The organism is Pseudarthrobacter sp. MDT3-1 (genome assembly GCF_054510755.1).
Genome location: NZ_JBTNDX010000024.1, coordinates 23,872 through 44,913 on the forward strand (window position 1 = coordinate 23,872; position 21,042 = coordinate 44,913).

The window sequence follows — 21,042 nt, forward strand, 5'->3', positions numbered from 1 at the left end:
CACACTCACTCTCGTTCGGCTTTTGCTGCCGTTGTCTAGCCTAACCGCTTCGCCCTGCAGACCAAGGCTACCGGGCCAGGACTAGGAGAACTTTCGGGACTTGTTAACGACGATCCGTACCACCGTGGTGGGTTCCTCCAGGAGGTTTTCACCGACAGTCACTACAGAAGTCTGGACGCCACCGAGTTTCCGGATGACCTTCGCTGCTTTTTCGATTTCCTCGCCTGCACTGCGTCCCTTAATGGCCACAACTTCACCCTTGCCGGCGAGCAGGGGGATGGTCAGACCGGCGAGGTTGCTCAGCGCGGAAACAGCCCGGGCAGTCACAACATCAGCGTCCACCATGCCAACCGCAAGCTCCGCGCGCGTCCGCATCACCGTGACGTTTGTCAGGCCGAGATCGTCCACCACTTCCTGGAGCCAGATCACCCGGCGCTCCAGCGGCTCGATCAGTGTCAGCTGGAGATCCGGACGCGCGATCGCGAGGCAAAGTCCGGGAAGTCCGGCTCCGCTTCCGACGTCGGCAACATGGCTGCCGTCCGCGATCTCGCTTTCGATAACGGCACAGTTAAGGACATGCCGGCTCCACAACCGTGGGATCTCACGCGGCCCGATCAGCCCGCGTTCGGTTCCGGACGTGGCCAGGTGCTCCACGTAGCGTTTGGCCAGGTCCAGGCGGTCACCGAAAATCTTCTCGGCCGCCAGCAATTCTGCTGCCGTGATGTCAACCATGATTAGCGGTTCAGCATTCTCTAGTCTGCGGATACTACGATGTGACGCCCGGCGCCTTCGCCCTCGGACTCGCTGACGAGTCCCAGGTCAGCGACGGCGTCATGAACGATTTTGCGTTCGTAGGCACTCATCGGCTCCAGTGCCACGGCTTTGCCGGACTCCTTGACCGCAGCTGCCGCATCCTCGGCGATCTTCTGCAGGTGGACGGCGCGCTGCTGACGGTAGCCGTTGATGTCCAGGACCAGGCGTGAACGGTTCTCCGTTGCGGAGAGAACAGAGAGCCGGGTCAGTTCCTGAAGGGCTTCGAGGACTTCGCCGTCTTCGCCTACGAGGCTGTCGAGACCATCAGTTCCTTCCTCGGCAACGATGGAAATGTAAGTGCGGCCGTTCCGGACTTCAATGTCAATGTCGCCGTCGATGTCAGCGATATCAAGGAGTTCCTCCAGGTAATCGGCGGCAACGTCGCCTTCCTCTTCGAGGCGGCTGGCAGCGGATCCCTTGGGCGAAGCATCGGCGTCGGTCGAGGCTTCGTCCTGATCGTCAATGATCTCGTCGGAAAGGGCGTGTTCGGTGCTCTCGGCTGACATTACTTCTTCTTCCTGTTCTTACGCTGTGGCTGGACGCGCTGTCCCTTTTGCTCGAGGACCGCAGCTGCGGCAGCTGCCTCCGCTTCGGCGTCGGCCTTTTTCCCGCCCAGAATGGGCAGGACCGGCAGGCCCTTGGCCGCACGGCGTTCGGCGAGTGCCTTGGCGGCTGGGGATCCCGGCGTCGGCATGCGGCGGATGACGAAGAACTGCTGCGCCATGGTCCAGAGGTTGGTGGTGGTCCAGTAGATAAGGACACCGATGGGGAAGTTGATGCCACCCACGCCGAACACGAGCGGCAGGATGTACAGCATCATTTTCTGCTGGCGCATGAAAGGGCTGGCCATGGCCTCTTCGGACATGTTCTTGGCCATGATCTGCTTCTGCGTGATGAACTGCGAAGCCGTCATCGCAAGGATCATCACGATCGACAGGATGTTGACAGCCAACTGCGCGTCGCCTCCTCCTCCATGCAGGAGGGTGGCGGAAAGCGGAGCACCGAAGATGCTGGATTCGTCGAACTGCACCACCTGGTCGTGGCTCATCGCACCGACACCCACACCCGCCTTGGCGTTGGAGCTGATGCCGGAGAGCACCTGGAACAGCGCGAAGAAGAACGGCATCTGGATCAGCATGGGCAAGCAGGCCGAGAACGGGTTGGTCCCGTGCTTCTTGTACATGGCCATCTGTTCCTGCGCCATGGCCTGGCGGGAAAGCTGGTCAGTCTTGCCCTTGTACTTGTCCTGGAGTTTCTTCAGGTCCGGCTGCAACAGCTGCATGCCGCGCTGCGCCTTGATCTGCTTGACGAAAACGGGGATCAGGGCGGCACGGATCACCAGCACCAGCCCGATGATGGACAGTGTCCAGGTCCAGCCGTTGGCCGCAGGCAGGCCGATCGCAGTCAGGCCCTCGTGGAAGCCCACCATGATGATGGAAACCAGCCACTTGAACGGAAACATGATTGTTTCAAAGAAGTCCATACGATATCCCTATTCGTCAGGCCGCAAGGCGGCCTTCTCCATCAGTCTGAGCAGCCAGGTACTTGTCCGGGTTGTTCAGCACAACAATTGTGGGGGTCCGGTGATCGGGCCAGTGGCGGTGGCCGGCGGGGACATGGTCCACACCACCGGCATTCCACGGATGGCAGCGCACAAGGCGACGGGCTGCAAGCCAGCTGCCCTTCACCGCCCCATGGACAGTGATCGCTTCAAGGGCGTACGCCGAGCAGGAAGGAAAGAAACGGCAGACCTGGCCATACAAGGGAGAAATCACCTTGCGGTATGCCATCAGCAGCAGAATAAGAATGTTTCTGGGCAGGTTCCAGAGGAAGGTGCCCACGGCGGCAGCAACAGGATGAAGGGAGTGGACGACGGCGGCAGTTACCTTACGCACGCTGTGTCCCTTCCTGTGTTGTACCGGTCGAACCGTTTACAGCAGCCCGCGGAAGGCGGCTGCCCAACCGGCTCATGGTTGATTCCAGTGCGGCGTTGTAGTCCGCCAGCAGTTGATCCCAGCTGGCGGCAGCGGACGCAGGCAGCGCCCGGACCACTATGGCGAACCCGGTACCGTACTCGCGCAGCGAGGCAGCACCGGCTTCTCTCAGTCTCCTCTTAACGAGGTTCCTGACCACAGCGTTCCCGACACCTTTGGAAACGATGAACCCGATCCGGCTGGGTTCGTCGGCAGCAATAGCTGCCGCATATAACACTACGTTCCGGCGTCCATTGCGGACACCGGAACGTACAGTTGTTGAAAAATCGGTTGCAGTCCTCAAACGGTTACGGGTGGCCAGCACCTTAAACTCGCAAAGAAAAGTTAAACCGACGAGTCAGTTATCTAGGCCGACAGTTCGGTGCGGCCCTTGCCACGACGGGCTGCCAGGATGGCACGGCCGGCACGGGTACGCATACGAAGGCGGAAGCCGTGCTTCTTGGCTCGACGGCGGTTATTCGGCTGAAAAGTCCGCTTGCTCACGTTAGTTACTCCAGTGGATCAAAGGTGCGCCCACCCGATCAGTAAAAGGGGAAGAACTGGCCGACGCTAAGTTTTGTATATGCACGCTTCCCCCGGCTGCTCCAACGCGGTGCGTCAGAGAGATTCAGAAGGGGCCAAAAAGCGTACACAAAGGACTTCACAACGTTAGGGCAAAATGCCTGCCAGAGTCAAACCGGGGTACCCCTGCGTCCCTGTCCCCGGCTGTGGTTAACCTGGCCCCACAGCCTGTGGATGAAGTGGCTCACAAGGCCTGTTTTCGAACCACAACGGTGTAATTATCCACAAGCTACTTCCCAGCTATCTTCTGGCCTTTTGTTCCCCTAGAGTGGCTCAGTAGCCGATTATCCACGGACTGTGCATAACCCTGTGGATGAAGCTGAACCAGAGTCCTGGTTCGGGACTTGGGGCTGCACGTAATGCAGGCACGCAAGTTTGAGGAACTGATTGATGACAGTAGACGAAGCCAACCACGCCAATACTGTCGGAAGTTCCTGGCGTCGGGTTGTGAGCCTGCTCGAGCAGGACGACCGCGTATCTCCACGGCAGCGGGGCTTTGTCATCCTGGCGCAGGCCCAGGGCCTGATCGGATCCACCCTCCTGGTGGCCGTACCCAACGAACTGACCCGTGAAGTCCTTCAGACCCAGGTCAAGGACGCCCTGGATGACGCCCTGCATAACGTTTTCTCCGAGGACATCCGCTGCGCAATCGACGTGGACACCGATCTGGTGCCCCTTCACACGGAGCCGGAACCCGTCGTCGAACCTTCCTACTCGCCGGACCAGCTGATCGAACAGAAGCCGCAGCCGATGCTGCCGAGCACTTCCCACGAGTTCGGCCGGCTGAACCCCAAGTACGTTTTCGATACCTTTGTGATCGGTTCGTCCAACCGCTTTGCCCATGCAGCTGCCGTGGCCGTGGCCGAAGCGCCCGCCAAGGCCTACAACCCGCTGTTCATCTACGGTGATTCCGGGCTGGGCAAGACCCACCTCCTGCACGCGATCGGCCACTATGCCCGCCGCCTGTACAGCGGAATCCGGGTCCGGTACGTGAACTCCGAAGAGTTCACCAACGACTTCATCAACTCCATCCGCGATGACGAAGGCGCCAGCTTCAAGACCACGTACCGCAACGTGGACGTGCTGCTGATCGATGACATCCAGTTCCTGGCCGGCAAGGACCGGACGCTGGAGGAGTTCTTCCACACGTTCAACTCCCTGCACAACAACAACAAACAGGTGGTCATCACCTCGGATCTGCCGCCCAAGCAGCTGGCAGGTTTCGAGGACCGGATGAAGTCTCGCTTCGAGTGGGGCCTCCTCACCGACATCCAGCCGCCCGAGCTCGAGACCCGCATCGCCATCCTGCGGAAGAAGGCGCTCAGCGAAGGTCTCTCCGCCCCGGACGATGCCCTGGAATACATCGCTTCCAAGATCTCCAGCAATATCCGCGAACTCGAGGGCGCACTGATCCGGGTGACGGCATTCGCCAGCCTGAACCGCCAGCCGGTCGATGTTGCGTTGGCTGAGATGGTCCTCAAGGACCTCATCACGGACGACGGCGCCCAGGAAATCACGTCGAGCCAGATCCTGATCCAGACGGCGGAGTACTTCAAGCTCACCATGGAGGAACTCTGCAGCAAGTCCCGGACCCGCACGCTGGTGACCGCCCGGCAGATCGCCATGTACCTCTGCCGCGAGCTCACGGACATGTCCCTGCCGAAGATCGGCCAGGAACTCGGCGGCCGCGACCACACCACTGTGATCCACGCGGACCGCAAAATCCGTGAGCTGATGGCTGAGCGTCGTGTGATCTACAACCAGGTCACCGAACTCACCAACAGGATCAAGCAGCAGCAGCGCAACTCCTAAGCCGTCGTCTCTATACCTTATTAACAGGTGCATGTGGATAACCCTGTGGATACTTAAGGGGACAACCGAACTTAATGGGCTTAAAACCCTTAAGCCGCCTGTGGATCAGCGAAAACCCAAAAATTGTTATCCCCATCCACAGCCTGTTTAAAACCTGCGTCACCCACAATCCATGAACAGGGCTTAACCGCTGGATCCTGCGGCCGGATCGAGTTATCCACAGTATCCACAGCAGTTATTAACACTACTAATCCCAATAAATTGATTTCCCTCAAATAACAATCTCGATCCGCACCCGAACCGGCCCAGGCCCAAGGGCCTCCGGACCCCAGGCGTCCTGACCGGGGATGGGTTAATCAGCCGTCTTCCGGCTAAGCTGTCAGCAGCGCTCCCATCCTCGGGTTTCTTTGTGGTTCAGCACTCGATGAACCATGCAGGTTCCGTTGTTGGGGCGCCACTACTTTTGGGCTCCCTGTGGGAGTTTCCGGTTCAGACAAGGCAGCAGCAATGAAAGGCGGCACCCTTCCGTGAAGTTCAGAGTCGAACGGGACGTCCTGGCAGAAGCCGTCACCTGGACAGCCCGGTCGTTGTCTCCGCGGCCGCCGGTTCCAGTGCTGTCGGGTCTGCTCCTGAAGGCTGAAGCCGGCACCGTCAGCCTCTCGAGCTTTGACTACGAGACCTCCGCACGGCTGGACATCCCCGCGGACATCACCGCCGAGGGAACCATCCTCGTTTCCGGACGCCTCCTCGCAGACATTTGCCGCAGCCTTCCTTCCGCTCCGGTGGTCGTGGAGACCGATGGCAACAAGGTGACGCTGACCTGCCGCCGCAGCAGCTTCCACCTGGCCACCATGCCCGAGGCCGAATACCCGCCGCTGCCTGCGTTACCCGCCATCAGCGGCACCGTCCCGGGTGACGCATTCGCCCAAGCTGTGTCCCAGGTGATCATTGCGGCCAGTAAGGATGACACTCTCCCCATCCTGACCGGCGTCCGGATGGAGATCGAGGACGACCTCATCACGCTTCTGGCCACCGACCGCTACCGTCTGGCCATGCGCGAAGTGCCGTGGAAGCCCACCACACCGGGAATTTCCACCAGTGCGCTGGTCAAGGCAAAAACCCTCAACGAAGTGGCTAAGACCCTTGGCAACAGCGGCGACATCAACCTCGCCCTTGCTGACGATGACAGCCGCCTGATCGGTTTCGAAAGCGGCGGCCGCACCACCACATCGCTGCTTGTGGATGGCGATTACCCCAAGATCCGCTCGCTGTTCCCGGATTCCACCCCCATCCACGCAACAGTCCAAACGCAGGAACTTGTGGAAGCCGTCCGCCGCGTGTCGCTGGTGGCCGAACGCAACACCCCGGTACGCCTCGCCTTCACCGAAGGACTGCTGCACCTGGACGCCGGCACCGGCGAAGATGCCCAGGCCTCCGAAGAACTCGAAGCCCAGCTCTCCGGTGACGACATCACCGTCGCCTTCAACCCGCACTACCTGGTGGAGGGCCTGAGCGTCATCGAAACGAAGTACGTCAGGTTCTCCTTCACCACGGCGCCGAAGCCCGCGATGATCACGGCTCAGGCAGACGCCGACGGTGAGGACCAGGACGACTACCGCTACCTGGTTATGCCCGTCCGCCTTCCCAACTAGGTAGCAGAAAACGTCGTTATGGGCGCTCATAACGACACTTAGTGCGACCTAGTTGGGCTGCCCCGTTCAGCAACAGCCAACCCCGCGCAGAAAAGAGACCCCCGTGCATATTGGACTGATCGGCCTTGGCAAGATGGGTTTCAACATGCGCGAACGCCTGCGCAAGGGTGGCATTGAGGTTACCGGCTTTGACCGCAACCCCGAGGTCACCGACGTTGCCTCCGTGGATGAGCTCATTGCGGCCGTTCCGGCCCCGCGGCTGATCTGGGTCATGGTCCCGTCAGGCGACATCACCGATGCCGTCGTCACCGAACTCGGGGACAAGCTCGACNGAGGACCAGAAACACGGTGCCGCGCTGGCCGGGAAGGGGATCCGTTTCGCCGACTGCGGCGTTTCCGGCGGAGTGTGGGGCCTCCAGAACGGGTACGGGCTCATGGCTGGCGGCGACGCTGCCGATATTGAGCGGGCCCTGCCGGTTTTTGATGTGCTCCGTCCCGAAGGCGAGCGGGCGGACAGCTTTGTCCACGTCGGCGGAATCGGTGCCGGACACTACGCCAAGATGGTCCACAACGGCATCGAATACGGCCTGATGCAGGCGTACGCCGAAGGATACGAACTGCTGGCCGCCAAGGACATTGTTGACGACCTGCCCGGTACGTTCCGCGCCTGGCAGAAGGGCACCGTGGTCCGGTCGTGGCTGCTGGACCTCATGGTCAAGGCACTGGACGAGGACCCGGGACTGGAATCCATCGATGACTACGTCGAGGACTCGGGCGAAGGACGCTGGACCGTTGAGGAAGCCATCGCCAACGCGGTTCCGGCACCGGCCATCACGGCTGCACTCTTCGCACGCTTCTCCTCCCGCGAGGAGAATTCGCCCGCCATGAAGATGGTTTCCGCGCTGCGCCACCAGTTCGGCGGGCATGCCACCCGTCCCGCCCAGTAACCTCCACCCCGGGACCCGCCGGTTCCGAGAATTGTCGAACACCGCGTGTACCTAGAACACCTTTCGCTCACTGACTTCCGCAGCTACGCCCAGGTTGACCTTCCCCTCGAACCGGGGGTCACCGTGCTCGTCGGGGCAAACGGCATCGGCAAAACCAACCTCATGGAGGCCATCGGGTACCTGGCCACCCTCAGCTCGCACCGGGTCAGCTCCGATGCCCCGCTGCTGCGGTTCGGCACGGACCGCGCGCTGGTCCGGGCCCGCCTGGTCCGCGGCGGGCAGACCACGGTCCTGGAACTTGAGATCAACGCCAGCCGCGCCAACCGGGGGCGGATCAACCGCAGCAATCCCGTCCGGGCCAGGGATCTCCTGGGGATCTGCCAGACGGTGCTTTTCGCCCCCGAGGACCTGGCGCTCGTCAAGGGAGATCCGTCCAACCGCCGCCGGTTCATCGACGAGCTGCTGGTCAGCCTCATGCCCCGGCACGCGGCGACGCGCACGGACTATGACCGTGTCCTGAAGCAGCGCAATGCCCTGCTCAAATCCGCCCGGGCCGGAAAATTCACTGCCGGACACGAGGCCACCCTCGATGTCTGGGACCAGCACATGGCCCGGGCGGGCGCCGAGCTGCTGCACGCGCGGCTGGAACTGGTGGAACTATTGAGCCCGCACCTGGCCAAGGCGTATGCCCAGCTCACGGATGGGTCCAAGGAAGCCAACGCCCTCTACCGGTCCACCCTCCAAAATGTGATGGACGACGACGGCGGCGCGGCACCGGGTGCCGGTGGCGGTTCGTTGACGGATGGGTCCGCCGCTGCCGAAGATCTGCGGGACCTCACCGTTGAGGACCTCACCGGCCGCTATGTCCAGGCCTTTGCAGCCTCCCGCCGCAAGGAACTTGAGCGCGGAATTTCCCTGGTGGGGCCGCACCGGGATGAGCTCGAACTGATTCTCGGCGAAGCGCCCGCCAAGGGGTACGCCTCGCACGGCGAAACCTGGTCGATGTGCCTCTCACTCCGGCTTGCTTCCTATTACGTCATGCTCGATGACGCGAGGACCGGCGGGTCTGCACCGATCCTCATCCTCGACGACGTTTTCGCCGAGCTGGATGTGCAGCGCCGGCGTAAACTGGCGGCAATAGTCTCCGGCGCGGAACAGGTCCTGGTGACCGCCGCCGTCGACGCCGATATCCCGGAGGAACTCTCCGGCCGGCGGGTGAAGGTCGTCCCGGGAGGAATCGATGAATAAGGATGAAAAGGGCGGGCTGCAGCCTGGCCGGGATCCTGACAACATCGACGCGCCGCAGGCTGCGCTGAACCGCATGCGTGAGGCCGCGGCCGCACGCGGCGAAATCCGCCGGAAGGCACCCCCCAAGGCCGGCGCCGCCAAGACAAAGGGTGGGATCCGGGATACCCGGGGTTTCAGCCAGTTCCATTCCACCGGCCGTGATCCGCTGGGGCTCGGCAAAGTGGTGGGACGCCTCGTGGCCGAACGCGGCTGGAGCTCGCCAGTAGCGGTGGGTTCGGTCATGGCAGAGTGGGCCACGCTGGTTGGCCCGGAAATTTCAGCGCACTGCACCCCGGAGAGCTTCACCGATACCACCCTTCACGTGCGCTGCGACTCGACGGCCTGGTCCACGCAGCTGCGGCTGCTGAGCAACAGCCTGCTGGAGAAGTTCCGCACGGAACTGGGCGATGGCGTGGTCACCAGCATCCAGGTGCTCGGCCCGTCAGCACCCAGCTGGCGCAAGGGCGGACGTACCGTCAACGGCCGCGGGCCGCGCGATACCTACGGTTAGCCGCCGCCGTCGACTCTTGAATATTCGTCCGGCGGCGTGTAGGGCGAGCTAACGGCCTTAGGGCGTATAGGCACCCGGAGGCGGGACCTTGAGGGCGCCCTAGGCGGGGTCAATGGCCTCGCATCGGCACATCAAGGTCCCGCGACGCCCGCCGGAATGCGGGTTTGCGGCCCATTTCACGATAGAATCACAGCAGATAACTGGGCGCCGGTGAAACGTTGACTGAGTCCGTTTTCCGCACGCTCTCCGCAGGCGGACTTCGGTCCTGCACGTCGACGTATCCGTCAGCGCCATCAGCTTGTGCCTGTTGGCGGATGCTTTCCACTGGAAGGCCGCCGCCGGCCATCATCGAAAAAGAGGAGTCGACAGCACCTGTGGCTAACGACAATACAGATACCCAGGCAGTGGAACGCGCAACGGAGGACGTCCCTACCCCCGATACGCCGGCGGAGGCCGTGACACCCCGGGAATACGGCGCAAGCGACATCACCGTACTTGAGGGCCTCGAAGCCGTCCGCAAGCGCCCGGGCATGTATATCGGCTCCACCGGGCCGCGCGGCCTGCACCACCTGGTCTATGAAGTGGTGGACAACTCTGTTGACGAGGCGCTGGCCGGGTACTGCACGCACATCGAAATAGTCCTGCAGGCCGACGGCGGCGTCAAAGTTGTAGATGATGGCCGCGGCATCCCCGTGGACATGCATCCCACCGAGCACAAGCCCACTGTCGAAGTGGTTATGACCATCCTGCACGCCGGCGGCAAGTTCGGCGGCGGCGGTTACGCAGTCTCGGGCGGCCTCCACGGTGTGGGTATCTCCGTGGTGAACGCGCTCTCCAGCAGGGTGGACACTGAAGTCCGGCGGCAGGGCAACGTCTGGCGGATGTCCTTCGCCGACGGCGGCAAGCCCCAGGGCGGGCTGGTCAAGGGCGAAGAGAGCGCCACCACCGGCACCACCCAGACCTTCTACCCGGACGCGGGAATCTTCGAATCCACTGAGTTTGATTTCGAGACGCTCCGCGCCCGCTTCCAGCAGATGGCCTTCCTGAACAAGGGCCTGCGGATCACGCTCACGGACGAGCGCACCGCAGCGTCGAACGCGGACGCCAATGAGGACCTTAACCTTGACGTGGTGGTCACCGAAGGTGAAGTCACCGCTGAGCACCGCACCGTGGTGTACCAGTACGACGACGGCCTGCTGGACTATGTGAAGCACCTGAACTCGGGCAAGAAGGTTGATGTTGTCCACGAGGACGTCATTTCCTTCGAAACCGAGGACACGGAACGGCACATCGCGCTGGAGATGGCGATGCAGTGGACCAACGCGTATTCCGAGAGCGTCCACACCTACGCCAACACCATCAACACCCACGAGGGCGGCACCCACGAAGAGGGTTTCCGCGCCGCGATGACCTCCCTCATCAACCGCTACGCGCGGGAGAAGAGCATCATCAAGGAAAAGGACGACAACCTCACCGGTGACGATATCCGTGAAGGCCTCACGGCGGTCATCTCCGTGAAGCTGGCCGAGCCGCAGTTTGAGGGCCAGACCAAGACCAAGCTCGGCAACTCCGAGGTCAAGGGCTTCGTCCAGCGCGTTGTCACCGACGGCCTGGGTGACTGGCTGGAACGCAACCCCGGCCCCGCCCGAGATGTCATCCGCAAGGCCATTTCCGCAGCCCAGGCCCGGATGGCCGCCCGGAAGGCCCGTGACAATGCGCGCCGCAAGAGCCCGCTGGAATCCTTCGGGATGCCCGGCAAGCTGTCCGACTGTTCCTCGAAGGATCCCGCCCGCTGCGAGGTGTACATCGTGGAGGGCGACTCCGCCGGCGGTTCCGCCAAACGCGGCCGCAACCCTGAAACCCAGGCCATCCTGCCGCTGCGCGGCAAGATCCTGAACGTGGAGCGGGCCCGGCTGGACAAGGCCCTGGGCAACACCGAGGTCCAGTCCATGATCACCGCGTTCGGCACCGGCATCGGCGAGGACTTCGACCTCAGCAAGCTCCGGTACCACAAGATCGTGCTGATGGCCGACGCTGACGTTGACGGCCAGCACATCACCACGCTGCTCATGACGCTGCTGTTCCGCTACATGCGCCCGCTGATCGAAAACGGCTACGTGTACCTGGCGCAGCCCCCGCTGTACCGGATCAAGTGGTCCAACGCGCCGCACGACTACGTCTTCAGCGACAAGCAGCGCGATGCCAAGCTCCTGTCCGGGCAGGCCGCCGGCCGCCGTATCCCGAAGGACAACGGCATCCAGCGCTACAAGGGCCTGGGTGAGATGGACTATACCGAGCTGTGGGACACCACCATGGACCCGGACCACCGGACCCTCCTGCAGGTCACCATGGACGATGCCCTGGCAGCGGACCAGACCTTCTCCACACTAATGGGCGAAGACGTGGAGTCCCGCCGAAACTTCATCCAGCAGAACGCCAAGGACGTCAGGTTCCTGGATATCTGACCGGTTCACCGAGTAGATATTCCAAGCCCGACATATACCTGAAACGGAAAATATAAACGATGAGTGACGAGACACCAGAGAACCCGGCGGAATCCGCCGATCTTCCGGAAGCCGTTCTTGAAGGCGACGTGTTGGTTGACCGCGTGGAGCAGGTGGACCTGCAAACGGAAATGCAGCGCTCGTACCTGGACTACGCCATGGCCGTTATTGTGGGCCGTGCCCTTCCCGACGTGCGCGATGGCCTCAAGCCCGTGCACCGCCGCGTGCTGTACGCGATGTTCGACGGCGGTTACCGGCCGGAACGGTCCTTCAACAAGTGCGCCCGTGTGGTGGGCGAGGTCATGGGCCAGTACCACCCCCACGGCGACACCGCGATCTACGATGCGCTGGTCCGCCTGATCCAGGACTGGACCATGCGCTACCCGCTGGCCCTGGGCCAGGGCAACTTCGGTTCGCCGGGCAATGACGGTGCCGCCGCCCCGCGGTACACCGAAACGAAAATGTCCCAGCTGGCCATGGAGATGGTCCGTGACATTGACGAGGAAACCGTCGACTTCCAGGACAACTACGACGGCAAGAACCAGGAACCCACCATCCTGCCGGCCCGTTTCCCCAACCTGCTGGTCAACGGTTCGTCCGGCATTGCCGTGGGCATGGCCACCAACATTCCGCCGCACAACCTCCGCGAAGTAGCTGACGGCGTCCAGTGGTACCTGGCCAATCCGACGGCCAGCCGCGAGGAACTGCTCGAAGAGCTGCTGCTCCGTATCAAGGGACCCGATTTCCCCACCGGCGCGACCATTCTCGGCCACAGGGGCATTGAGGACGCGTACCGGACGGGCCGCGGCTCCGTGACCATGCGCGCCGTGGTCAACGTCGAGGAACTCCAGGGCCGTACGTGCCTGGTTGTCACCGAACTGCCCTACCAGGCCAACCCGGACAATCTGGCCATCAAGATCGCCGAACTGGTCAAGGACGGGAAGATATCCGGCATTGCGGACCTCCGCGACGAGACCTCCGGCCGCACCGGCCAGCGGCTGGTCATTGTGCTCAAGCGCGACGCCGTGGCCAAGGTGGTGCTGAACAACCTGTACAAGCACACCGACCTGCAGAGCAACTTCTCCGCCAACATGCTGGCCATCGTGGACGGGGTTCCGCGCACGCTGAGCCTGGACGCCTTCATCCGCCATTGGGTAACGCACCAGCTGGACGTCATTGCGCGCCGTACCCGCTACCGCCTGCGCAAAGCCGAGGAAGAGGCGCACATCCTGCGTGCCCTCCTGAAGGCACTGGACGCGCTGGACGAAGTCATTGCGCTCATCCGTGCGTCCAACACCACCGAAGCCGCGCGCGACGGACTGATGCAGCTGCTGGACATCGACGAACTGCAGGCCCGGGCCATCCTGGACATGCAGCTGCGCCGCCTGGCAGCCCTGGAACGCCAGAAGATCCAGGACCGCCATTCCGAACTTGAGGCCCTGATCGCCGAGTACAACTCGATCCTTGCCTCCGAGGAACGCCAGCGTGAAATCATCAGCACCGAGCTGGGCGAAATCGTGGCCAAGCACGGTGATGACCGCCGCACCAAGATCCTGATGGGCTTCGACGGCGACATGTCCATGGAGGACCTGATCCCCGAAGAGGAAATGGTTGTCACTATTACCCGCGGCGGTTACGTCAAGCGCACGCGCAGCGACAACTACCGGTCGCAGCAGCGCGGCGGCAAGGGCATCAAGGGCGCCCAGCTCCGCGGCGACGACGTGGTGGAGCACTTCTTCGTGACCACCACCCACCACTGGCTGCTCTTCTTCACCAACCTCGGCCGGGTCTACCGGGCGAAGGCGTACGAACTGGTGGAGGCCGGCCGTGATGCCAAGGGCCAGCACGTCGCCAACCTGATGGCCTTCCAGCCGGACGAGCACATCGCCCAGGTCCTGGACATCAGGGACTACCAGCAGGCCCCTTACCTGGTGCTGGCCACCAAGCGCGGCCTGGTCAAGAAGACCCGGCTGGAGGACTACGACACCAACCGCTCCGCCGGCGTCATCGCGATCAACCTGCGTGACGAGGACGAGCTGGTTTCCGCCCAGCTTGTCTCCGAAACGGATGACCTCATGCTGGTGTCCCGCATGGGCCAGTCCATCCGCTTCACCGCCACCGACGATGCCCTGCGTCCCATGGGCCGGGCCACGTCCGGTGTCACCGGCATGAAGTTCCGCGAGGACGATGAACTGCTGGCGGCGGACGTCGTCACGGACGGTTCGTTCGTCTTTGTGGTCACCGAGGGCGGGTATGCCAAGCGCACCGCGGTGGAGGAATACCGCCTGCAGGGCCGCGGCGGCCTGGGCATCAAGGTGGGCAAGTACCAAGAGGAACGGGGCCACCTCGTGGGCGCCCTGATTGTTCAGGAAGAGGACGAGGTTCTGGTGGTCATGGAAGGCGGCAAGGTTGTCCGTTCATCCGTGGCCGGCGTACCGGCCAAGGGCCGCGACACCATGGGTGTTATCTTCGCGAAGCCGGACAAGAATGACCGCATCATTGAAGTGGCCAGGAACAGCGAACGCGGCCTCGAGGGCGAAGAATCCGTGGACGATGACGTAACGTTGGCTGAAGAGGCCGGGTCCCCCGAGGGATCCGCAGGGTCAGCAACAACGGCAGAAACATCACCGGCTGTTGAGTCAGAGGACGCCTCCGGCGACGCTGAGCCGAACGAAGACTACACCGGAGGTAACGAGTGAGTAATCCCGACTCATATCCCAAGCCGAGCAGCAATGTACCCGGCGGAACGCCGCCGCCCGCGGCCGCACCCCGGGTGAACGCCCCCGTCCGTCCGCAGCAGCGCCCACCGGCCCCTGCAGGCGCGCCGGGGCAGCGGCCGGCCGTTCCCGGCCAGCGCCCTGCGCAGGATCGGGTTCCGGCAGGCCAGACCGGCCAGCGTGCCGGACAGGGCAGGCAGGCGGCAGCACAGGACAGCCAGCGCCCAGTGCAGGGCCGGTCTCCGCAGGCCCAGCCCGGCCTGGTCAAGCCTGCACCCAAGGCCAAGGTCAGGCGTGCACGGCTGCTGGTCAGCAAGGTGGATCCCTGGTCGGTCCTGAAGATGGCATTCCTGCTGTCGGTGGCGCTGGGAATCGTCACCGTGGTGGCCGCCATCGTCCTCTGGACTGTCCTGGACCTCACCGGAATCTTTGACCAGGTGGACAGCCTCCTGGGCACCCTGGCAGGCTCCGAAGGCGGCGGGTTCGAACTGAAGAAGGTCGCATCCCTGGGCCAGGTGGCTTCCTTTGCCACGATTATCGCCGTGGTGAACGTTGTCCTGCTGACGGCGCTGTCCATGCTGTCAGCGGTGCTTTACAACATCTCCGCAACGCTTGTTGGTGGCATCGGCGTCACCCTCACGGACGACTGAAAACCCTTAATTTCACCGGAAATTCTCCGGCGAAATGCCTCGATTTGAGATCGGGCCGGGATGTGCTGTAAAGTCATGTCTCGGCCCGATGAGGCATCGGGGCGTATAGCTCAGGCGGTTAGAGCGCTTCGCTGATAACGAAGAGGTCCCAGGTTCAAGTCCTGGTACGCCCACGGAACCTGTGCAGGTTCGAAGGAAGGTTCGGTTTGCTTCACGGCAGGCAGGATCGGAACGGGGAGCATGTGAAGAAGTTGCTGGTACTTGCAGCTGCGATCGCAGGCGTCCTGCTCTACAGGAAAGCACAGGAATCCGAGGCCCGGAAAACAGTCTGGAGCCAGTCGACCGACAAGGTCGAATAGGCCGGATTCCCGGACCGGGAGCTTGCAAAAGGCTCCACGGTTCTAGGGTATGATTGACGGGTTGCTTCTTATGGGGGCATGGCGCAATTGGTAGCGCACCTGCTTTGCAAGCAGGGGGTTCGGGGTTCGAGTCCCCGTGCCTCCACCATAAGGAGAGTCCCGGACAGCTGAAAAGCTGTCCGGGACTCTGTCGTTAAGGCGGCACAGTGTTATAGCAGGACAGTAGGGTTGAACGGTGAACTTTCTTCTTGCGGCCGTGGGCGTCCTGGGTGTGGCGTCGTCCGGGCCGTTGATCGCCGCGACCCTCGGTGCCACCACCGTCAGTGCCCTCGCCATCGCCTTCTGGCGCAACGCCATCGGGGCCGCCGTCATGGCCACTCCCACCGTGGTCCGCGAACCCCGGCAGTTCGGCCGGATCACCGGCCCCGAGTTCAGCTGGTCGCTGCTCGCCGCCGTCGCCCTGGCCCTGCACTTTGCCTGCTTCATCACGTCCCTCCAGCTCACCTCCGTGGCTGCCGCCACCGCCCTGGTCTGCCTGCAGTCGGCCTGGATTGCGGTCTTCCAGCTGTTCCGCGGCACCAGGCACCGCTGGCAGGTGCTGGCAGGGCTGGGGATCGCCTTTGGTGGTGTTGTCACCATCACCGGGTTCGACATGGGATCCTCGCCGGACGCGCTTCTGGGTGACCTGCTGGCTGTCGCCGGTGGGGCCCTGGCCGGCCTCTACACGCTCGCCGGCGGCAAGGCCCGCCAGACCATGACCACGGGAACATACACCACGCTCTGCTACGGGATGTGCGCTGCCTTTGTGGCGGTGCTGGCGCTCTTCAGCGGCCAGCCGCTGGTGGGGTTCGACGCCGTTGGCTGGGTGGGGATCCTGGCCATCACCGTGTGTGCCCAACTGGTGGGCCACACAGCCTTCAATCACCTGCTGGCCACCATGAGCCCGCTGCTGGTGTCGATGATCATCCTGCTGGAGATCCCCGGCGCAGCCGTGCTGGCCGCGGTCTTCCTGCACGAGACACTGCCTGCAGGCACCTACGGCGGGCTGGGGCTCATCCTCGTGGGCCTCGCCGTCGTGGTTCTGGGACAGCGGTCAGGCTTCAGGAAACGGCGCGAAGGTTCCGCCGCGCGTGGGGATGAACCGCCGTCGGATCGTCTGGCTGAACTCGGAACGGACTGAGGCCGCGCAACAGCCGGAAACCGGGCCTATTGTCCGCCGCGGCGGACAGACTGGGCGGTGTTGACCGTGTGGATGGCCCGCAGGAGCTTCGCCGGGAAGTAGACCGAGAAGAACACCACCATGGGTGCCTTGAGGGCCATTTTCTTGACGTTGTGCGCCTTGTACGTGCGGTCGAAGCGGGTCACGTAGTACCGGTAGTCCCGCGGTGAATCCTCGAGCCGGCGGGCGGACATCCCGGACACCATCTGGGGCCAGTACTGGACCTTGAGTTCGTGGTCGGCAAGGTGCAGGGAGAGATCGATGTCCTCGTGCATCTCGTCCTTCTCGTCCCGGCAGGTTTCGTCCCGGATGGTTTCCCATGCCGTAGCCCGCAGGGCCATGTTGGAGCCGAACAGGAAGTGGTACTGGTGCTTGGCGAGCTTGAGCATCAGCTGACGCATCTTGTCGTCTGCCTTGAGCCCGAACCGCCGCATCGGCATGTCGTAGTAGACCACCGGCCCGGTGGCTGCCTGGACTGACGGATCAAAAAAGGCCTTCTGGACCTGCTCCACCCAGTCCGGCTCGACAACGGAATCGGCATCAATGCGACCCAGGACGTCGCCGGTGGCATGGTTTAGGCCAAAATTTCGGGTGGGAATCAGGCCCTGGTCCCGGTCCTGGCTGAGCAGGATGATGGGACTTTCCGGATACTCCAGCTGCATCTGCGCCACGATGGCGGAGGTGCGGTCAGTGGAGAGGTTGTCCACCACGATGATTTCGTGGGCCGGCACCGACTGGTACACCGCAGCGATGAGACACTGCCGGATGACACTTTCCTCGTTGTAAGCCGGGATGACAATGGACACGAGCGGCAGCTGTGCTGCGTCGTTCAAGGCATCCCCAGAGGATTTATCGGCTGACATCAGTTCAAATTTAGCACCGATCAGGGTTCGTCCCGCCAGCGACTGGGTCCAGCCCGGACAAACACTGGGAAAACACTGAAAGGGCCCCGCACCAGGCGGAGCCCCTTCCGTGGGCGGCGCGAGGGCGCCGGAAGTGCTAGTTGCTGCCCTTGTCCGCGGAACCGTTCATGTTGGCCGCAGTGTTCTTGATGGCGGTCTTGGCATCGGTGGACGCCTTGGCTGCTGCGTCTGCCGATTCATCGGCGACGTGCTTGGCCTTCTCGGCCGCGTCCTCCGCGTCGGCGGCAACATCCTCTGCCTGGCCGGCCACGGCGTCCGCGGCCGAAGCGGTGGCGGCCGCAGCCTTGCTGGCTGCGTCCCCGGCCGTGTCCTTGGCGTCGTTCACGGTGGTGGCAGGAACCGGCGCCGGAGTAGGTGTGACAGGAGAAGGGGTCTTCCACGGGTCTTCCACGGGCTTGGAAGCCTTCCAGGCGGCGACGCCGGCGGCAACGGCTGCGGCGATGATGCCGAACACCAGCCAGCCGCGCTTTTTGGGCTTCTGCGGCTGGGCGATCTGGACCCCTACGGCCTTACCGGCTTCGTGCGCGGCGGCCTTGAGCTGCGTGCCGGCCGACTGTGCCTGCTCCTGGAGGGAATGCACGACGCCGGAATCGGCAAGCCGCTGGGCGACGGCGTCCACGTGGGACGGCGCGCTTTCCAAGGTGCGGTGCACGGCGTCGGACGCGTGGCCGATCTGGTCCGAAAGGCGCGGCAGGTATTCCACCACCACGCGGTCCCGGGCGTTCTGGATAACGGGAGTGGCCTTGTCCAGCGCTTCGTACAGGCGCGGAGTGGCGACCTCAACGGCGTCGTGGATTTTCGGGGCGAGCTGGGCGAGCCCCTCCTGGATGCGCGGCGTCACTGTTGCGACGCCGTCGGCAAGGTTGTGGGCCGCGGTCTTGAGCCCCTCCTGGATTTTGGGAGATGCGGTGTCCAGGCCATGCTGCAGGCGGGGAACTGCCCAATCCACTGCTGCTTCCACGCGGGGGGATGCCCAGTCCTTGGCGCTCTCAACTGCGCTGTTGACTGACTGTTCAAGGTCACGGGCAATACGATCCGATTTCTTCACAACTACCTCCCGATTAATGTGACGGTTCTGTTGTTAGCCTACGTGCCTTGACCTGCACGGGCTATTCTTCCCGCGGATTTACACCTGATTTCACCCAGCGCGGAACTGCCGGTCCAGCCCCTTCCACGTTGACCTGCCGTGAAAGAATAGGCGGCATGACTGCAATCGCAACTGCAAAAGCAACCATCCACACGAGCCTCGGCGACATCGTCGTTAATCTGTTCGGCAACCATGCGCCGAAGACGGTCAAGAACTTCGTTGGCCTGGCCACCGGGGAGCAGGCCTGGACCCACCCCGAGACCGGTGAGGACAAGACTGGCACGCCGCTGTATGACGGCACCATCTTCCACCGCATCATCAAGGACTTCATGATCCAGGCCGGCGATCCGCTGGGCCGCGGCGTGGGCGGACCCGGCTACAAGTTCGATGACGAAATCCACCCCGAACTCAGCTTCAACGCCCCCTACAAACTGGCCATGGCCAACGCCGGCATCCAGGCGGGCAAGGGCACCAACGGTTCGCAGTTCTTCATCACCACCATCCCCACCGACTGGCTGCAGGGCAAGCACAGCATCTTCGGCGAGGTTGCTGACGAGGACTCCAAGAAGGTCGTCGACGCCATCGAGGGCGTCCGCACCGGAATGGGCGACCGCCCGGTTGAGGACGTCACCATCAACAGCATCGACATCGAGCAGCTCTAACCCATCACATGAGCTACGGAATTCCGGCGGCCGAGCCGTCCGCGCAGGTTCCGGTGTGCCCCAGGCACCCGGACCGGCCCTCCTATGTGCGCTGCCAGCGCTGCGGCCGCCCAGCGTGCCCGGACTGCCAGCGGGCGGCCGCCGTCGGATTCCAGTGTGTTGACTGCGTCAACGAAACAAAGCGCACGACGCCGGCGGTCAAGACTGTCTACGGCGGCGCCGTGGCAACCGGAAAACCAATAGTGACGTTTGGAATTATCGCCCTGTGCGCGGTGATGTACGTTCTGCAATGGGTGGTGCCCGGCGAGTGGATCTACCAGAACCTGGCGTTCGCCAATGTTTTTGCCACTCCCGAATTCGGTGAGTTCGAACCGTGGCGGATGCTGACGGCGGCGTTCCTGCACTCCCAGGGATTCATCCTCCACATTGTGCTGAACATGTACATGCTGTGGATTTTCGGCCAGGCACTCGAACCGCTTCTGGGCCGGGTCCGCTTCCTGGCGTTGTATCTCATCTCTGCCATCGGAGGGTCTGTCGGCTATCTCTTGCTGACCCCCGGCTACGTGCCTGGCGTGCCTCTTGCCGGAGTGGTGGGCGCCTCGGGGGCGATCTTTGGACTCTTCGGGGCGATGCTGCTGGTACAGCGACACCGCGGCGGGGATACGCGGCAGCTGTGGGTCCTGATCGCCATCAACGGCGTGATCGGATTTGTGGTCCCCCAGATCGCCTGGCAGGCGCACCTGGGCGGGCTCGTCGCAGGCGCCCTGTGCGCTGCCGTGATTGCATACACGCCCCGGGGCCCGCGGCAGGGCCTGCTGCACGCGGCCGGACTGGTCGCCGTCCTTCTCCTGCTGGCCCTGGCGAGCTGGCTCCGCGTCACGGCCGGTTGACCGTCCGGGTCCTCAGGCCCAGCTCCAACAGACCGCTTAGACCCCGGTGTCCCAACGGACGCCGGGGTCTTTTCTGTGCCTCGTGAGGCCTCCGCACCGCGCTGCCCGTTCACTTGCTGCGGGCGTCCCGGCGTGCGAGCAGCCCGTGGTCCGCGTCAGGCCCATGACGACGGCGCCTAAGTTATCCACAGGGGTTATCCACACTGTTAGTAACTTACACGGGTGTAGTTCAGGATTTCGATGTGCCCCTGCTCCCGGGTGTCCGCCCTTTTGCCGGATTTCGTCATCCTGTTGTCCACAATTGTGGACAAGACCTGGGGATGCGCCTGTGGTTAAGTGGAAAAACAAGCCATTTGAGCCCGACCTGTGGATATCCTGGCAATTTCCCGCGCCGGGGGCCCATAGGAGGGGATCCGGCCTGCCCGTATCAACAGGGTTATTCACAGTGTTAACA

At 63.1% G+C, this 21,042-nt stretch carries 19 protein-coding genes, 2 tRNA genes and 1 pseudogene; 14 read left to right on the top strand and 8 right to left on the bottom strand.

Annotated features, from left to right (window positions below):
- Nucleotides 1-81: 81 nt before the first annotated feature.
- The 6 genes from rsmG to rpmH are packed head-to-tail and all read right to left on the bottom strand — an operon-like array spanning nt 82 to nt 3,290.
- Nucleotides 82-732, bottom strand: coding sequence for a 16S rRNA (guanine(527)-N(7))-methyltransferase RsmG (gene rsmG, locus ACX80X_RS16635; protein WP_459312713.1), 651 nt, complete (start codon nt 730-732; stop codon nt 82-84).
- 20 nt (nt 733-752) lie between these two features.
- Nucleotides 753-1,319: a Jag family protein gene (locus tag ACX80X_RS16640; RefSeq protein WP_252600885.1), complete on the bottom strand. Its 567-nt coding sequence runs from the start codon at nt 1,317-1,319 to the stop codon at nt 753-755.
- Nucleotides 1,319-2,296: a membrane protein insertase YidC gene (gene yidC / locus ACX80X_RS16645; protein ID WP_252600888.1), complete on the bottom strand. Its 978-nt coding sequence runs from the start codon at nt 2,294-2,296 to the stop codon at nt 1,319-1,321. Before yidC ends, ACX80X_RS16640 begins: the two co-directional genes overlap by 1 nt.
- 16 nt (nt 2,297-2,312) lie before the next feature.
- On the bottom strand, nt 2,313-2,708 hold the full coding sequence (gene yidD, locus ACX80X_RS16650) for a membrane protein insertion efficiency factor YidD (RefSeq protein ID WP_252600890.1): 396 nt from the start codon (nt 2,706-2,708) through the stop codon (nt 2,313-2,315).
- Nucleotides 2,701-3,111 (bottom strand): ribonuclease P protein component, encoded by a 411-nt coding sequence (gene rnpA / locus ACX80X_RS16655; protein WP_056342732.1) that lies wholly within the window; start codon nt 3,109-3,111, stop codon nt 2,701-2,703. The genes yidD and rnpA overlap by 8 nt, the downstream gene beginning before the upstream one ends.
- A 41-nt stretch (nt 3,112-3,152) precedes the next feature.
- The gene (rpmH, locus tag ACX80X_RS16660; RefSeq protein WP_003800212.1) at nt 3,153-3,290 is read right to left on the bottom strand and encodes a 50S ribosomal protein L34; all 138 of its coding nucleotides are present in this window, start codon (nt 3,288-3,290) and stop codon (nt 3,153-3,155) included.
- Nucleotides 3,291-3,758: 468 nt separating this feature from the next.
- Between rpmH and dnaA the strand changes: the two genes are divergently transcribed.
- From dnaA to ACX80X_RS16720, 12 genes and pseudogenes are all read left to right on the top strand, one after another.
- The gene (gene dnaA, locus ACX80X_RS16665; RefSeq protein ID WP_056342735.1) at nt 3,759-5,180 is read left to right on the top strand and encodes a chromosomal replication initiator protein DnaA; all 1,422 of its coding nucleotides are present in this window, start codon (nt 3,759-3,761) and stop codon (nt 5,178-5,180) included.
- A 527-nt stretch (nt 5,181-5,707) separates the two neighbouring features.
- On the top strand, nt 5,708-6,832 hold the full coding sequence (dnaN, locus tag ACX80X_RS16670; protein ID WP_058930635.1) for a DNA polymerase III subunit beta: 1,125 nt from the start codon (nt 5,708-5,710) through the stop codon (nt 6,830-6,832).
- A 103-nt stretch (nt 6,833-6,935) separates the two neighbouring features.
- Nucleotides 6,936-7,779 (top strand): annotated as a pseudogene (locus ACX80X_RS16675) (NADP(+)-dependent, decarboxylating phosphogluconate dehydrogenase).
- A 45-nt stretch (nt 7,780-7,824) separates the two neighbouring features.
- Entirely contained in the window at nt 7,825-9,027 is a 1,203-nt protein-coding gene (gene recF / locus ACX80X_RS16680; RefSeq protein ID WP_252614799.1) for a DNA replication/repair protein RecF, read from the top strand.
- Nucleotides 9,020-9,577, top strand: coding sequence for a DciA family protein (locus ACX80X_RS16685; RefSeq protein WP_056342749.1), 558 nt, complete (start codon nt 9,020-9,022; stop codon nt 9,575-9,577). The genes recF and ACX80X_RS16685 overlap by 8 nt, the downstream gene beginning before the upstream one ends.
- Before the next feature lie 374 nt (nt 9,578-9,951).
- Nucleotides 9,952-12,042, top strand: a complete 2,091-nt coding sequence (gene gyrB, locus ACX80X_RS16690; protein WP_252600903.1) for a DNA topoisomerase (ATP-hydrolyzing) subunit B — start codon at nt 9,952-9,954, stop codon at nt 12,040-12,042.
- A gap of 59 nt (nt 12,043-12,101) precedes the next feature.
- The gene (gyrA, locus tag ACX80X_RS16695) at nt 12,102-14,780 is read left to right on the top strand and encodes a DNA gyrase subunit A (RefSeq protein WP_252600904.1); all 2,679 of its coding nucleotides are present in this window, start codon (nt 12,102-12,104) and stop codon (nt 14,778-14,780) included.
- A complete protein-coding gene (locus tag ACX80X_RS16700; RefSeq protein WP_252600906.1) occupies nt 14,777-15,448 on the top strand; it encodes a DUF3566 domain-containing protein in 672 nt (223 codons plus the stop codon). Before gyrA ends, ACX80X_RS16700 begins: the two co-directional genes overlap by 4 nt.
- A 99-nt stretch (nt 15,449-15,547) precedes the next feature.
- A tRNA-Ile gene (locus ACX80X_RS16705) sits at nt 15,548-15,621 on the top strand.
- Between the two features lie 69 nt (nt 15,622-15,690).
- A complete protein-coding gene (locus ACX80X_RS16710; protein WP_210412373.1) occupies nt 15,691-15,807 on the top strand; it encodes a DLW-39 family protein in 117 nt (38 codons plus the stop codon).
- A gap of 72 nt (nt 15,808-15,879) precedes the next feature.
- Nucleotides 15,880-15,955 (top strand) — tRNA-Ala (locus ACX80X_RS16715).
- Nucleotides 15,956-16,042: 87 nt separating this feature from the next.
- Nucleotides 16,043-16,987, top strand: a complete 945-nt coding sequence (locus tag ACX80X_RS16720; RefSeq protein ID WP_252600908.1) for a DMT family transporter — start codon at nt 16,043-16,045, stop codon at nt 16,985-16,987.
- Between the two features lie 26 nt (nt 16,988-17,013).
- Here the strand turns inward: ACX80X_RS16720 and ACX80X_RS16725 are convergent, their stop codons facing one another.
- Nucleotides 17,014-17,889 carry a glycosyltransferase family 2 protein gene (locus ACX80X_RS16725; protein WP_252600910.1) on the bottom strand — a complete coding sequence of 292 codons (876 nt, stop codon included), beginning with the start codon at nt 17,887-17,889 and terminating at the stop codon, nt 17,014-17,016.
- A 136-nt stretch (nt 17,890-18,025) separates the two neighbouring features.
- Nucleotides 18,026-18,997, bottom strand: coding sequence for a hypothetical protein (locus ACX80X_RS16730; protein ID WP_252614798.1), 972 nt, complete (start codon nt 18,995-18,997; stop codon nt 18,026-18,028).
- Nucleotides 18,998-19,152: 155 nt separating this feature from the next.
- Here ACX80X_RS16730 and ACX80X_RS16735 point away from each other — a divergent pair, with 155 nt between their 5' ends.
- Nucleotides 19,153-19,698: a peptidylprolyl isomerase gene (locus ACX80X_RS16735; protein ID WP_141138883.1), complete on the top strand. Its 546-nt coding sequence runs from the start codon at nt 19,153-19,155 to the stop codon at nt 19,696-19,698.
- A gap of 8 nt (nt 19,699-19,706) precedes the next feature.
- Nucleotides 19,707-20,588 (top strand): rhomboid family intramembrane serine protease, encoded by an 882-nt coding sequence (locus tag ACX80X_RS16740; RefSeq protein ID WP_252600918.1) that lies wholly within the window; start codon nt 19,707-19,709, stop codon nt 20,586-20,588.
- Nucleotides 20,589-21,042 lie beyond the last annotated feature (454 nt).